We start from the raw sequence: 14,414 nt of genomic DNA, 5'->3' as shown, positions 1-14,414 counted from the left end.
CGGCGGCGCCGAGTCTCGGCGGCAGGAAATCCCCAAGCGCACCAGTCAGTTCCGTGCAGAACCGATCTTCGTTCGAATTTCCCGCATTTGGATCGAACTAAATGGCACTTGTCAGGCCGCTGCCAGCTGTTGCAGCATCGGGTCCGATCCATTCCTGACCCGATCGCATGGCCCGCCCCCCACCGGACCTGCATCGCCTCCCGACTGCCACGTGGCGGGCGGGCGATGCTGTCCGTGGTGTTCGCCGATGCGGGTTCTGCCTGCCGCCTGCCCTACCGGGAGACCCTGCATGACCCTGTCCGATCCACGCCGCGCCCTGCTTCCGCTCGCCCTGGCCCTGGCCTGTGCGACCACTGCGACACCGGTGCTGGCGCAAGGGCTGCAGACCTCCTTCGAGCCAGGCGAGCCGGCACCGGCCAGATCCGCTGGCGCGCTGTCCGTCGAGGTCGGCAGCGGCCCTGGCGCGCCTTACGCGGCCAAGCGCAACGTCGGCTACAGCGGCCTGCACGCGTTGCACTACAGCGCCAATGGCGGCCAGGCGCGCCGCGAACTGTTCAGGACCGATCTGCCCATCGACGCCGACACCACGCTGTCCTGGCTGGTACTGCCGGAGATCGTCGGCAAGGACACCGTGGCCTCCACCTATGTCTCGCTGGACCTGCTGCTGGACGATGGCAGCCGCGTATCCGCCAGCGGCGCGCGCGACCAGCACGGCGTGGCGCTGGGCGCACAGGCGCAGGGCGAGTCGAAGACGCTGTATCCGCAGCAGTGGGCGCGCAAGGCGGTGCGCCTGGGCGATGTACCCGCGTTGGAGGGCCGCCGCGTGCTGGCCATCGAGCTCGAGGTGGCCAGCGCAAATGGCGCCCCTGTGTCGGGCTGGATCGACGACGTGCGCCTGGACGTGCAGCCACGGCAGGCGCCGCAGCGCGTCTCCGACTGGGTACTGACCACGCGCGGCACCCAGGCCAACGGCACCTTCTCGCGCGGCAACAACTTCCCGGCCACTGCGGTACCCCACGGCTTCAACTTCTGGACGCCGGTGACCGATGCCGGCGCGCTGAACTGGCTGTACCGCTGGAACGAGCAGAACGATGCCAGGAACCGGCCGCAGCTGCAGGCGCTTGCCCTGAGCCACCAGCCCAGCCCGTGGATGGGTGACCGCCAGACCTTCCAGGTGATGCCCTCCGCCACGCGCGGTGTGCCTGAAGCTGATCGCAGCAAGCGGGCATTGTCCTTCGACCGCGCGCAGGAAAGCGCGCGCCCGTATCGCTACGACGTGCGCTTCGACAACGGCATCGCCGCGTCCATCGCCCCCACCGACCACGCCGCGCTGTTCCGCTTCGATTTCCCCGCAGGCGGCGACGCCAACCTGCTGTTCGACAACGTCGATGCGCGCGGTGGGCTGACCCTCGACGCCGCCACGCAGACGTTGTCCGGCTACACCGATACCCGCAGCGGCCTGTCCAACGGCGCCACCCGCATGTATGTAGTGGCCAGCTTCGACAAGCCGTGGCGCAGCAGCGGGCAGATCGGTACCGGCCGCCCGACCGGCTACATCAAGTTCGACGCAGGCAGCGAGCAACGGGTGACGATGCGCATCGCCACCTCGCTGATCTCCATCGATCAGGCGCGCCACAACCTGGCGCTGGAAATCAGCGCCGCCGATACGCTGGAAAGCGTGGCCGGGCGTGCACAGGATGCGTGGGACGCGCGCCTGGCCCGCTTCGACATCGGCAACGCCAGCGACGACCAGAAGACCACGCTGTACTCCAGCCTGTACCGGCTGTACCTGTACCCCAATTCCGGCCACGAGAATGCGGGCACCGCCGCCGCTCCTGACTGGCGCTATGCCAGCCAGGCCAGCGCCGCCGATGACAACACCGACGGCAGCGCGACGCGCAGCTTCGCACCGGTGCGCGACGGCAAGGTCTTCGTCAACAACGGCTTCTGGGACACATTCCGCACCACCTGGCCGGCGTATACGCTGTTCACCCCGGAAGATGCCGGGCAGCTGGTACAGGGCTTCATCGAACAGTACCGCGCCGGTGGCTGGATCGCGCGCTGGTCCTCGCCCGGCTACGCGGACCTGATGGTCGGCACCAGCTCGGATGTGGCCTTCGCCGATGCGTGGCTGAAGGGCATCGGTGGCTTCGATCCGGAAGAGGCCTATGCCGCAGCGCTGAAGAACGCCACCGTGGTGCCGCCGGACCGCCACGTCGGCCGCAAGGGCATGGAGCGTTCGACGTTCCGCGGCTATGCCAGCGCCGACGTGCATGAAGGCATGTCATGGACGATGGAAGGTGCGCTCAATGACTTCGGCATCGCCAACATGGCCGAAGCGCTGGCCAAGCGTGCAGGCACGGCCGCCGCGCGCGAACGCTACGCCACTGAAGCCGACTACTTCCGCTACCGCGCCGCCAGCTACGCCACGATGTTCGACCCGGCCGCCGGCTTCTTCCAGGGCCGCAAGGCCGATGGCAGCTGGCGCCTGCAGGCCAAGGATTACGACCCGCGCGTGTGGGGCCACGACTACACCGAATCCAATGGCTGGACGTTCGCCTTCACCGCCGCACACGATGGCGAAGGCCTGGCCGCGCTGTACGGTGGCCGCGACAAGCTGGCCGCCAAGCTCGACACCTTCTTCGCCACGCCGGAAACCGCCGACGCCGCATTCGCCGGCTCCTACGGCGGCACCATCCACGAGATGACCGAAGCGCGCGATGTGCGCATGGGCATGTACGCGCACAGCAACCAGCCGGCACACCACATCCCGTGGATGTACCTGTATGCCGGACAGCCGTGGAAGACCCAGCAGCATGTGCGCCAGATCCTGTCGCGGCTGTACGTCGGCAGCGAGATCGGCCAGGGCTATCCGGGCGACGAGGACAACGGCGAGACCTCGGCGTGGTACGTGCTGGCCTCGCTGGGCCTGTATCCGCTGCGCATGGGTGCGCCGGAGTACGCGATAGGTTCGCCGGCGTTCCAGCATGCGCGCGTTGAGCTGCAGGGCGGCGCGGTATTGACCGTCAATGCAGCGCAGAATTCGCGTGAGAACGTGTACGTGCAGTCGCTGAAAATCAACGGCAAGCCGTGGACGAAGACCTGGGTTCCGCACGAGGTGATCGCCAAGGGTGCGACCCTTGACTTCGTGATGGGCCCGCAGCCGTCACGCTGGGGCAGCGGCGTGGATGATGTGCCGCGCTCGCTGACCGCGCGTGGCCAACGACCGCAACTGCTGCACGATCTGCTCGGCAATGGCGCGCAGGCCGCACTGGCTGATGGCCGTGCCCTGCCCGCGCTGATCGACGACGATGCCAACACTGCGGTGCCGCTGGGCGGTGGCGCGACCATCGCGCTGAGCCACGTGGGCGATGGCGTGCCGACGATGTACACGCTGACCAGCGGTGACGGCGCTATCCGCGGCGGCGAATGGACACTGGAAGCACGTACCGGCAACGGGCGCTGGGTAACACTGGACCAGCGCCGCGGCGAAGATTTCACCTCGGCGCGGCAGACCCGCCCGTTCCGTATCGCCTCACCCTCACGCTACGCCGAGTACCGTCTGCGCCTGGCTGCGCCGGGGCGCCTGCAGCTGGCCGAGATCGAACTGTTGGCGCCCTCCCCCCTACAATGACGTCCATGCGCCTACGTTTCCTCCCCCTCGCTCTTGCCGCCCTTGTATTTCCAAGCCTCAGCCAGGCACAGCCGCAGACCCAGGCCTTCGATGGCCAGGTCAGCCGTGACGGGGTAACGCTGTATTACCAGGATGCTGCCGGTGCGCTGGCCGCGCCGGTGCGCAAGCGCATCATCGATACGTTCTACTTCGCCTACCTGCGCGAGCGTGCGGACTTCCGCCCGGCCGCGCCGAACGAAGTGCGCATCGTGATCGATCCGGCGTACAACGGCGTCGCCTTCGTCGGCGACAAGGACAAGGCCAGCACCATCACCATCAATCCGGGCTGGCTGGCCCAGCACCCGGATGACATCGATCTGGTGACCCACGAAGCAATGCACATCGTGCAGGGCTACCCCAGCTACGGCGACAAGCGCGTGCCGGGCTGGCTGGTGGAGGGCATCGCCGACTACGCACGCGATCGCTACGGCATGAACAATGCCGCTGCGGGCTGGGCGTTGCCGGACAAGCTGAGCCAGGGCCAGACGGTGGAAAGTGGCTATCGGGTAACCGGTGCTTTCCTGAAGTGGGCCGAAGCGGCGCACCCGGGACTGGTGCTGGCACTGGACAAGGATCTGCGCGACGGGCGCTATGCACCCGCGCTGTGGCAGAAGCACACCGGCAAGACCCTGCCGGCGCTGTGGACGGAGTACGCCAAGCCGCGCTCCCCCGCCCCTGCGCCGCCGCCTGCGCGACGCGCGAAGCGGCGGTAAGTTCGACGTTGCCGGGGAGACGCCCCGGCCTTCAACGCGATTGCACGAAGCCGGCGTACAGCGCGAACAACTGCTGGAAATACCGCTTGCTCACTCGACTGCGCATGACACTGCTCCGCCCATGGAAAGTTGGTCGGGCCCAGGGTGGGAAGGCCGGTCCGGTCCCTTCCCACGGCCAGGCCGCGTGGGCGTATTGGGCCGCAGCGAGGTTGCAGGGCGATTACCGGGCGGCTGCAGTTTTCCGGTAGCGCCGGGCTGCGTGGTTGCCGGCCAGCGGCCGGCACTACCGTTTCCGCGGGGCGGAAACAGAAACGCGCCCCGAAGGGCGCGTTTCTGCAGCTCGCGTCGGAACGAAGGCTTATGCCTTCTTTTCCGCCTCGATCTGTTTGCGGATCTGCGCATCGACTGCGGCAATCGCGGTCATGTTCAGGATCCGGCGCGAGGTCGCGCTGGTGGTCAGGATGTGCACCGGCTTGTTGACGCCCATCAGGATCGGGCCGATCGCCACGCCATCGGTGAACACGCGCACCAGGTTGTAGGCGATGTTGGCCGCTTCCAGGTTCGGCAGCACGAACAGGTTGGCACGGCCCTGCAGGGTCGAGCCCGGCAGCAGCTTCTGGCGCAGGGCTTCATCCCATGCGGTGTCGCCCTGCATTTCGCCGTCCACGTTCAGACGCGGGTTGCGCTTGAGCAGCAGCTCGCGCACCTGGCGCATCTTCAGCGCATCCTTCGAATCGTGGCTGCCGAAGTTGGAGTGCGACAGCAGTGCCACCTTCGGCTCGACGCCGAACAGCTTCATGCGGTACGCCGCCTGCAGGGTCGCTTCGCACAACTGCTCTGCGGTCGGGTCTTCCTGCACATGGGTGTCGACGAAGAAGAACACGCCCTGCTGGTTGATCACGCCGGTCATCGCCGAGGTCGAGGTGACCTTCGATTCCAGCGGCAGCACGCTGCGCACGTAACCCAGCTTCTTGTGGAAGCGGCCGACGATGCCGGTCAGCATCGCATCGGCTTCGCCACGGGCGACCATCACCGCAGCGATCAGGGTCGGGCGTGAACGCATCAGGTTCTTGGCGGCGGCCACGGTGACGCCACGACGGCCGGTCAGGCCGTGGTAGTACTGCCAGTATTCGTTGAAGCGCGGGTCGTCATTGATGTTGGTGACTTCAATGTTCTCGCCGATCTTCAGGCGCAGGCCGAGGCGTTCGATGCGCGATTCGATCACTTCCGGGCGGCCGATCAGGATCGGATGTGCCAGGCCGTCATCGACCACGTTCTGCACCGCCTGCAGCACCACTTCCTCTTCGCCTTCGGCATACACCACGCGCTGCTTGTCGCTGCGCGCGCGGTCGTAGACCGGCTTCATCATCAGGCTGGTGCGGTAGACGAACTGCGACAGCTTCTGCCGGTAGGCTTCCATGTCGGCGATCGGACGTGCGGCCACGCCCGAATCCATCGCGGCCTGGGCCACGGCAGCCGACAGCTCCACCAGCAGGCGACGGTCGAACGGACGCGGAATCAGGTACTCGCGGCCGAAGCTCGGGGTCTCACCGCCATAGGCCGAGCCCATGTCGGTGGCGGCGCGACGGGCCAGCGCGGCGATAGCACGCACGCAGGCGATCTTCATTTCCTCGTTGATCGCGGTCGCACCGACGTCCAGCGCACCGCGGAACAGGTACGGGAAGCACAGCACGTTGTTGACCTGGTTCGGGTAGTCCGAACGACCGGTACCGATGATCGCGTCCGGACGCGCAGCGCGCACCAGTTCCGGCATGATTTCCGGGGTCGGGTTGGCCAGGGCGAAGATCACCGGATCCGGTGCCATCGTCTTGACCATCTCGGCGGTCAGGATGCCCGGTGCCGACAGGCCCAGGAAGATGTCCGCGCCGTCGACGATCTCGGCCAGGGTGCGCTTGTCGGTGTCGCGCGCATAGCGCTGCTTTTCCGGGTCCAGGTCGGTACGGCCGGTATGGATCACGCCTTCGCGGTCGAAGGCAAGGATGTTCTCCGGCTTCAGGCCCAGCTGCACCAGCATGTTCACGCAGGAAATGCCGGCCGCGCCCATGCCCGTGGTCGCCAGCTTCACTTCTTCGATCTTCTTGCCGGTGATCGCCATGGCGTTCAGCACCGCGGCACCGACGATGATCGCCGTACCGTGCTGGTCGTCATGGAACACCGGGATCTTCATGCGCTCGCGCAGCTTGCGCTCGACGATGAAGCACTCCGGTGCCTTGATGTCTTCCAGGTTGATGCCGCCGAAGGTCGGCTCCAGCGAGGCGATGATGTCGACCAGCTTGTCCGGATCGTTCTCGTCCACTTCGATGTCGAACACATCGATGCCGGCGAACTTCTGGAACAGCACGCCCTTGCCTTCCATCACCGGCTTGCCGGCCAGCGCGCCGATGTTGCCGAGGCCCAGCACTGCGGTGCCGTTGGAGATCACCGCCACTAGGTTGCCGCGGGCAGTCAGCTCGCTGGCCTGCTGCGGGTCGGCCTTGATCGCTTCACAGGCGTACGCCACGCCCGGCGAATACGCCAGCGACAGGTCGCGCTGGGTCAGCATGGGCTTGGTAGCGGAAACCTTGATCTTGCCGGGCGGAGACATCCGGTGGTAATCGAGGGCGGCCTGTTTGAAATCTTCGTTGGACATCGATGTGGGTTACATGAATGGGCAGAAGGGACAGGGGATCATACCCCCGTTGGAGCGGTCGGACCTGTCGCTATGCTGTCGCAGCGATGCTGCGATCGCACAATTCCATGGCGTATGCGACGTTATGAGAGCACAGCTTCGGCGCTGGCGATGACAACCGTGGGACGCCTTGAAACGCTGCGGGGCCGTGCCACTATCGTGACCGGCCCCGCAGTACCACACACCCGGATCAGCCCTTGGCGGGCAGCGCCTCGGCCATTGCCAGCGGCACGGCATCGACCGGCGGCGGCAGTTCGCTTTCGCGGCCCTCCAGCGCCAGCTTCAGGCGGTCGCGGTCCAGCGCACCTTCCCAACGCGAAACCACCACCGTGGCCACCGCGTTGCCGATGAAGTTGGTCAGCGAACGGCACTCGCTCATGAAGCGGTCCACGCCCAGGATCAGCGCCATGCCGGCCACCGGCACTTCCGGCACCACCGCCAGGGTGGCGGCCAGGGTGATGAAGCCGGCACCGGTGACGCCGGCCGCGCCCTTGGAGCTGAGCATGGCGACCAGCAGCAGGGCGATCTGGTGGCCCAGGGTCAGTTCGGTATTGGTGGCCTGGGCGATGAACAGCGCGGCCAGGGTCATGTAGATGTTGGTGCCGTCCAGGTTGAACGAGTAGCCGGTGGGGACCACCAGGCCGACCACCGACTTGCTGCAGCCGGCACGCTCCATCTTCTCCATCAGCGACGGCAGCGCCGACTCCGACGACGAGGTGCCCAGCACCAGCAGCAGCTCGGCCTTCAGGTAACGGGCCAGCTTGAACACCGAGAAACCACACAGGCGGCAGACCACGCCCAGGATCACCGCAACGAACAGGAAGGCGGTGAGGTAGAACGAGCCGACCAGCCAGGCCAGGTTGACCAGCGAGCCGACGCCGTACTTGCCGATGGTGAAGGCGATGGCGCCGAAGGCACCGATCGGCGCGGCCTTCATCAGAATGTGCACCAGCTTGAACACCGGGGCGACCAGCGCTTCCAGGAAGTTCTGGATCGGCTTGCCCTTCTCGCCCACCGAGGCCAGCGCGATGCCGAACAGCACCGCCACGAACAGCACCTGCAGGATGTTGCCGTCGACGAAGGCGCTGATCAGGGTCTTCGGGATGATGTCCATCAGGAAGCCGACCAGGGTCAGGTCGTGCGACTTCTCGACATAGCTGTGCACCGCGGTCTGGTCCAGCTCGGCCGGGTTGATGTTCATGCCGGCGCCGGGCTGCACCACGTGCGCCACGATCATGCCGACGATCAGCGCCAGCGTGGAGAAGAACAGGAAGTACGCCATGGCCTTGGCAAACACCCGGCCCACCGTGCGCAGGTGGGTCATGCCGGCGATGCCGGTGACGATGGTCAGGAAGATCACCGGGGCAATGATCATCTTCACCAGGTTGATGAAGGCATCGCCGAGCGGCTTCATCTTCTCGCCGATCAGCGGTTCGTAGTGGCCGAGGACAGCGCCCAGGACGATCGCCACGATCACCTGGAAGTACAGCTGGCGGTAGAGCGGCAACGGCTTGCTGGGCACCGGTGCAGCGGTCGGGATGTGCATGGCGGACTCCGGAAGGGGCGTTTTCAGGCACGTACGGCCCCGGAAATACACGGGAGCCGTTACCGTGGAAACTGACCGCACGCCCCGATACTGCAGGCGCAGGGGTGCGACCAATGGACGCCTTTGTACGCGCCGGGCACGCCAGCGCAGATAACCTATTGGTACTAGCCCCCCGGTTCAGGTGGCTGCACTGCCTACACTGGCGCCGCCCCACTGATCGCGGGGACGCCGGTGGCCTGACCTGAACGGCCGGGCGCGTCATTGCGAAAGTTCCGGCCATCGCGGCCGTTGTTGTCCTGTCCACACGCAATCCGAGAGAGCCGCACCACCCATGCGCCCGATTCCCACCTTGCTGGCCCTTTCCCTGGCCGCCCTCCCCGCCTTCGCATCCGCTGCGGATTTCGACAACTGGCCGACCAAGTACGCCTTCGGCGACGGCACCGAACTGGCCGCTACCGCCAACATCGCCTACGACTACAACGACTTCTCGTCCGCCAGCGGCATCGAGGATGACGACGCGGTGCGCCGCAAGGAATTCGGCGCGACCCTGAAAAAGAAGGGCGTGTACGACGCGATGGTCTACTACGACTTCCAGGCCGACACCTGGCTGGACGTGTTCGTGCGCTTCGAGAGCAAGGCGTTCTTCGGCCGCGATGTCGGCCGCTTCCGCTTCGGCTACATGAAGACCCCGGTCGGCCTGGATGCGAACACCTCCTCGCGCGCCGGCAGCTTCCTGGAAACCGCGCTGCCCGTGCAGGCGTTCTACGCAGGCCGCCGCACCGGCGTGGAATGGGTGCTGGAGCGTCCGCAGTACCTGCTGCAGGCCGGCGCCTATGGCGGCAAGGACCTGCAGGGCGACAACCCCGGCACCACCCAGGCGGTGCGTGCGGTGTGGACGCCGGTAAAGGCACCGGGCGATGTGATCCACCTGGGCCTGGCCTATTCGCAGGAAAACCCGCGCGGTTACCACGATGGCCGCGACGTGCATCATGAAGCCAGCGCGCGCCTGCGCGCCCGCCCGGAAGCCGGGCTGACCGACATCCGCCTGGTCGATTCGGGCGCGCTGGTCACCGCCGACCAGATCCGCCGCACCGGCCTGGAAGGTATCTGGATCCGCGGTCCGTTCTCGCTGCAGGCCGAAGCGCTGCAGGCGACGGTCACCCGCAATGATGGCAAGCCCGACTACACCGGCCACGGCCAGTACGCGATGGCCAGCTGGGTGCTGACCGGCGAATCGCGCCCGTACAACGCCGGCGCCGTTGCCAACATCAAGCCGGCGCACGACTACGGCGCGGTGGAACTGGTGGCCCGCTACAGCCGCCTGGACCTGGACGACGGCAGCATCCTCGGCGGCCGCCAGCATGACCTGACCCTGGGCGCGAACTGGTACCTGACCAGCCACTTCAAGTTCCAGGCCAACTACGTGAAGGTCGACGCCAGCCGTCGCGGTGTGCACAGCACCCCGGAGATCTTCGAACTTCGCGCGCAGATGCACTTCTGATCCCTTCCACGTGTCAGATCCCGGCGGGCGTGTACACCGCGCCCGCCGGCCCTGCGTAGACTGCCGCCATGTATTGGCTCAGCCGCCACCGCCTGCAGTTGCTGACCGTTCTGGTGATGGTGGCCGGCACCGTGCTGTGCGCGGTCGCCGCCGGCCACTACGCCTGGCGTCGCGCCCTGGGCACGGAAAGCGCACAGGTGCAGCGCCAGCTACAGCTGTATGGCCAGGGGCTGCAACAGCGCATCGACCGGTTCGGCACCCTGCCGCAGGTGATGGCGCTGGATCCGGACCTGCAGCACGCACTGCGGGTACCGCCCTCGCCCGCCGAGCGGCAGCGCCTGAACCTCAAACTGCAGCGCGCCAACCAGGTGACCCGCACCTCGACGCTGACGCTGGTCGGCCGCGATGGCGTGGCCGTGGCCGCCAGCAACTGGGACCAGCCGACCAGCAACGTCGGCGAGGATTACAGCTACCGTCCCTACTACCAGCAAGCACTGGCCCATGGCCGTGGTCGTTTCTACGGCATCGGCATGACCACCGGCGTGCCCGGCTATTTCATGTCCGAAGCCATCCTGGATGCCGACAGCCAGCGCATCGGCGTGATCGTGATCAAGATCGAGCTGTCCGCGCTGGAACAGGAGTGGTTGAACAGCCCGGACGTGGTGCTGACCAGCGACAACCACGACGTGGTGTTCCTGGCCAACCGCGATGCCTGGCGCTACCGCCTGCTGCGCCCGCTCGGCGCTGCAGAGCGCAGCGAGATGCGCGCGGCGCGGCAGTATGCCGATCGCTCGCTGCAACCGCTGCGCGTGCGTACCGAAGATGTGCTGGCTGATGGTGGCCGCATGGTCCGCCTGCTCGACCCGGCACTGCCGCAGGCAATGCTGTGGCAGACCCTGGCGCTGCCCGACGAAGACTGGAGCCTGCATCTGCTGCATGACGCGAGCGCCGCCACCAGCGCTGGCCGGGGCGCGGCCGTGGCCGGCGCCGCTGCATGGCTGGCGCTGGGATTCCTGGTGCTGTTCGTGCAGCAACGGCGGCGTCTGTCCAAGCATCGCCAGCGCAGCCGGCGCGAACTGGAAACCCTGCTCAAGCAGCACGCGCAGGAGCTGCGCACCGCCCAGGACGGCCTGCTGGAAGCCGCCACCGACGCCGACGTTGGCTTGAGCCGCAGCCTTGAACATCTGCCGCAGGGCGTGGTGGTGATCGACAAGGAACAGCGTCTGGTCGCGTGGAATTCGCGCTATCTGGAGCTGTTCCGCTTCCCGGCGGGGCTGGTGCGGGTGGGCCGTCCGATCGAGGAACTGTTCCGTTTCAACGCACGTCGTGGGCTGTTGGGCCCCGGCCCGATCGACGAAGCCATCGAGCGCCGCCTGACCCATCTGCGCAGCGGTCGCCCGCACATGCGCGAGAGCGAGAAGGACGACGGCACGGTGCTGGAGATCCGCGGCAATCCACTGCCCGACGGTGGCTTCGTCACCAGCTATGCCGACATCACCAGCTACAAGAATGCCGCACGCGAACTGCGCTCGCTGGCCGATGCGCTGGAACACCGCGTAGCCGAGCGCACGCAGGATCTGGACGAAGCCCGCCGCGAAGCCGAACAGGCCAACCGCTACAAGACCCGTTTCGTTGCCTCGGCGGTGCACGATCTGCTGCAGCCGCTGAACGCCGCGCGCATGTTCGTGTCGGTGCTGCGTGGCAAGCTCAGTGACCCCGCACAGCAGCAGACCAGCGACCATATCGATGCCGCGCTGGCGGCGCAGGATGCGATTCTCAACAGCCTGCTGGATATCTCGCGGCTGGAATCGGGATCGTTGCAGGTCCGCGTGCGCGCTTTTGCGCTTTCGCCTTTACTGGAAACCCTCGCGCGCGAGTTCGGCATCGCCGCACAGAGCCGTGGCCTGCAGCTTGACTGGGTGGACACCCGCGCGGTTGTGGTCAGCGACGAAGCGCTGCTGCGGCGCATCCTGCAGAACTTCCTGTCCAATGCGCTGCGCTACACGCCACGTGGACGCGTGCTGATCGGCTGCCGGCGTGCAGGTGACCAGCTACGCATCGAGGTGCATGACCAGGGTCCGGGCATTCCGGAAAGCCTGCAGGGCGAGATTTTCGAAGAATTCCGCCGCTTGAATGATGGCGTGGAGCAGGAACGTGGTGCCGGCCTGGGCCTGGCCATCGTCGAGCGCATCGGCCGCCTGCTCGGCCACCGCATCAGTCTGCGTTCCACGCTGGGCAAGGGCAGCGTATTCGCCGTCAGCGTGGCACTCGGGCGCGCCGACGAGGTGATTGCACCGCCGCCGGCGCCGGTCATCGCGACCGAACCGTCCGATGACAGCCCGCTGCGGCAGTGTCGGGTGTGGAGCATTGATGACGACCCCCACGTCTGCGCAGCGACCCGTGCGCTGCTGGAACGCTGGGGCTGCAATGTGGAACTTGCCGATGGCCCGCAGGGCGCGGTGGAAATCGCCAGTGCGTTGAACGTGCCGCAGCTGTTGCTGCTGGACGTGCGCATGGGGCAGTGGCACGGACCGGACCTGTATGAAGCGCTGTGCACGCTATGGCAAGCGCGGCCGCCGGTGATCCTGGTAACCGCCGAGCGCGATGATGCGCTGAAGGCGCATGCTGCCGAGAACGGCTGGGGCTTCCTGCTCAAGCCCGTGCGGCCACCGGCGCTGCGTGCATTGATGACGCAGTTGCTGTTGCGGCATCGCGGGTAAAGGTGCTGCACCATGCGAGGACCATAGGCCGCTCTTTGAGACGAGGCTGAAAAGCGATCGCCCAAGGATAGAGGATGGGCATAGTCTGAACAGCAGACGAGCAATTGCCCTACTTACCACCGTTGCTGAAGATCAGAAAATTGCATGATCGGGCCAATCGGCCAGCCGGACCAGAGGCATTGATCGTGCCCGTTTCTCCCGTACCTCCTGCATTCACAAGATATTTCAGCCCGATCGTGGCGGCGCTTCTCGGCCTTTGCTGCAGCGGATGCATCGATGGAAAATCATCGAAAGCAGACGGGAATCAACAGAGAACTACAGAAGAAGGCAGCATCAGCCAGCGTCATCCAGACACAACAGAATCAGCCAACCCGCGTGGCCGCACTATATCGAATCAGCGCATTTCGGTGTCGGCCAGGAATCGTACGGAACGCACATCCGAGTACCTTCAGGTCGAGTCTGGATTCATGCAGAACAGAGGCATCTCAAGCCAGACTGCTGAAGACCTTCTGCGGTCCAGCCGTAGTACCTATGAAGCAATCGATCGCATGACCATCGACGCAGCATCCAGCCCGGATGCGCAGGACCTGGCCAGGCACTATCGATCGTCTCTCATGCGCGCAATGGATCAGAACGCCGTTCTTGAGCGCCTTGCGTGCGGCCTTAGCATATGCATTGGTATCGCTCGAGCCCGAAGCAATGCCGATCACCAGGCATGGGGCCAGAGGCTGGCGTCAGACCGATCGTCTCCCACATACAGCTACGCGGAAGCATCTGAGGGTATCGGTGCGGGATACGAGAACAGATTCATGTTCTCTACCGATCCGGAACTGAATTCAATCAACGGAAACTGATCGAGGAAGCGAACTGAATCAACACCGACTCAGTACACGAGTCAGTATCGTGCCGCGATCAGCCGTCCAACCCAGCGCGCGCATCCCCTTCCGGCTCCAGCGCCTTCACCAGCACCGCCGCCTGTGTGCGGCTGTGGCACTCAAGCTTCTTCAGGATCGCGGTGACATGCACCTTCACCGTGTTCTCGGCCAAGCCCAGTTCATAGGCGATCTGCTTGTTGAGCAGGCCGTCGGCCAGGCACAGCAGTACCCGGAACTGCTGCGGCGTGAGCTGCGCCAAACGGCTGGCCAGCAGCGCGTCGGCCTCGGAACGCTCGGCGGCCATCGCCGGGAACCACAGGCCACCATCGAGTACCGCCTGCACCGCCTCACCGATGGTTTCGGCCGGGGCCGACTTCGGGATGAAACCGGCTGCGCCGAACTGCTGCGCGCGGCGGATCACCCGCGGATGATCGTTGGAGGACAGGATCACCACCGGGATGTCCGGGTGCGAACCGCGAACGTGCAGCAGCGCGGAGAACCCATGTGCACCGGGCATGGTCAGGTCCAGCAATACCAGATCCACATCGGGCTGTGCATCCAGCGCCGCGGCCAATGCTTCGGCGCTGGCCACCTCGCGCACCTGCGCCAGCGGCAGGCTCTGCCGCAATGACTGCACCACCGCCGAACGCAGCAGCGGGTGGTCGTCGGCGATCAGGATGGTGTATTCGCTCATGCC

The 14,414-nt window shown here is 66.1% G+C and carries 7 protein-coding genes; 4 read left to right on the top strand and 3 right to left on the bottom strand.

Annotated features, from left to right (window positions below):
- Nucleotides 1-289 precede the first annotated feature (289 nt).
- Entirely contained in the window at nt 290-3,634 is a 3,345-nt protein-coding gene (locus WKB25_RS17620) for a GH92 family glycosyl hydrolase (RefSeq protein WP_340572002.1), read from the top strand.
- Nucleotides 3,631-4,386, top strand: coding sequence for a basic secretory family protein (locus WKB25_RS17615; RefSeq protein WP_229979789.1), 756 nt, complete (start codon nt 3,631-3,633; stop codon nt 4,384-4,386). Before WKB25_RS17620 ends, WKB25_RS17615 begins: the two co-directional genes overlap by 4 nt.
- A 358-nt stretch (nt 4,387-4,744) precedes the next feature.
- Here WKB25_RS17615 and WKB25_RS17610 read toward each other — a convergent pair whose 3' ends face one another.
- Together WKB25_RS17610 and WKB25_RS17605 are read right to left on the bottom strand one after the other, a co-directional pair.
- A complete protein-coding gene (locus WKB25_RS17610) occupies nt 4,745-7,036 on the bottom strand; it encodes an NADP-dependent malic enzyme (protein WP_100553509.1) in 2,292 nt (763 codons plus the stop codon).
- Between the two features lie 229 nt (nt 7,037-7,265).
- Nucleotides 7,266-8,621 (bottom strand): dicarboxylate/amino acid:cation symporter, encoded by a 1,356-nt coding sequence (locus tag WKB25_RS17605; protein WP_340571999.1) that lies wholly within the window; start codon nt 8,619-8,621, stop codon nt 7,266-7,268.
- Between the two features lie 331 nt (nt 8,622-8,952).
- On the opposite strand from WKB25_RS17605, the gene WKB25_RS17600 reads away from it, so the two are divergent.
- The gene (locus tag WKB25_RS17600) at nt 8,953-10,122 is read left to right on the top strand and encodes a porin (protein WP_033831977.1); all 1,170 of its coding nucleotides are present in this window, start codon (nt 8,953-8,955) and stop codon (nt 10,120-10,122) included.
- Between the two features lie 68 nt (nt 10,123-10,190).
- Entirely contained in the window at nt 10,191-12,842 is a 2,652-nt protein-coding gene (locus WKB25_RS17595; RefSeq protein WP_340571998.1) for a PAS-domain containing protein, read from the top strand.
- A gap of 912 nt (nt 12,843-13,754) precedes the next feature.
- Here the strand turns inward: WKB25_RS17595 and WKB25_RS17590 are convergent.
- Nucleotides 13,755-14,411 (bottom strand): response regulator transcription factor, encoded by a 657-nt coding sequence (locus tag WKB25_RS17590; RefSeq protein WP_100553511.1) that lies wholly within the window; start codon nt 14,409-14,411, stop codon nt 13,755-13,757.
- Between the last annotated feature and the right edge of the window lie 3 nt (nt 14,412-14,414).

Source organism: Stenotrophomonas sp. G106K1 (assembly GCF_037969685.1).
Lineage (GTDB): Bacteria > Pseudomonadota > Gammaproteobacteria > Xanthomonadales > Xanthomonadaceae > Stenotrophomonas > Stenotrophomonas lactitubi.
This window is presented reverse-complemented; position numbering and strand designations above follow the sequence as displayed.

Bases quoted from the DNA above. Each gene is read 5' to 3' on its own strand.
- WKB25_RS17595 (WP_340571998.1), top strand. From the start codon at position 10,191: ATGTATTGGCTCAGCCGCCACCGCCTGCAGTTGCTGACCGTTCTGGTG.
- WKB25_RS17615 (WP_229979789.1), top strand. From the start codon at position 3,631: ATGACGTCCATGCGCCTACGTTTCCTCCCCCTCGCTCTTGCCGCCCTT.
- WKB25_RS17600 (WP_033831977.1), top strand. From the start codon at position 8,953: ATGCGCCCGATTCCCACCTTGCTGGCCCTTTCCCTGGCCGCCCTCCCC.
- WKB25_RS17590 (WP_100553511.1), bottom strand. From the start codon at position 14,411: ATGAGCGAATACACCATCCTGATCGCCGACGACCACCCGCTGCTGCGT.
- WKB25_RS17620 (WP_340572002.1), top strand. From the start codon at position 290: ATGACCCTGTCCGATCCACGCCGCGCCCTGCTTCCGCTCGCCCTGGCC.
- WKB25_RS17610 (WP_100553509.1), bottom strand. From the start codon at position 7,036: ATGTCCAACGAAGATTTCAAACAGGCCGCCCTCGATTACCACCGGATG.
- WKB25_RS17605 (WP_340571999.1), bottom strand. From the start codon at position 8,621: ATGCACATCCCGACCGCTGCACCGGTGCCCAGCAAGCCGTTGCCGCTC.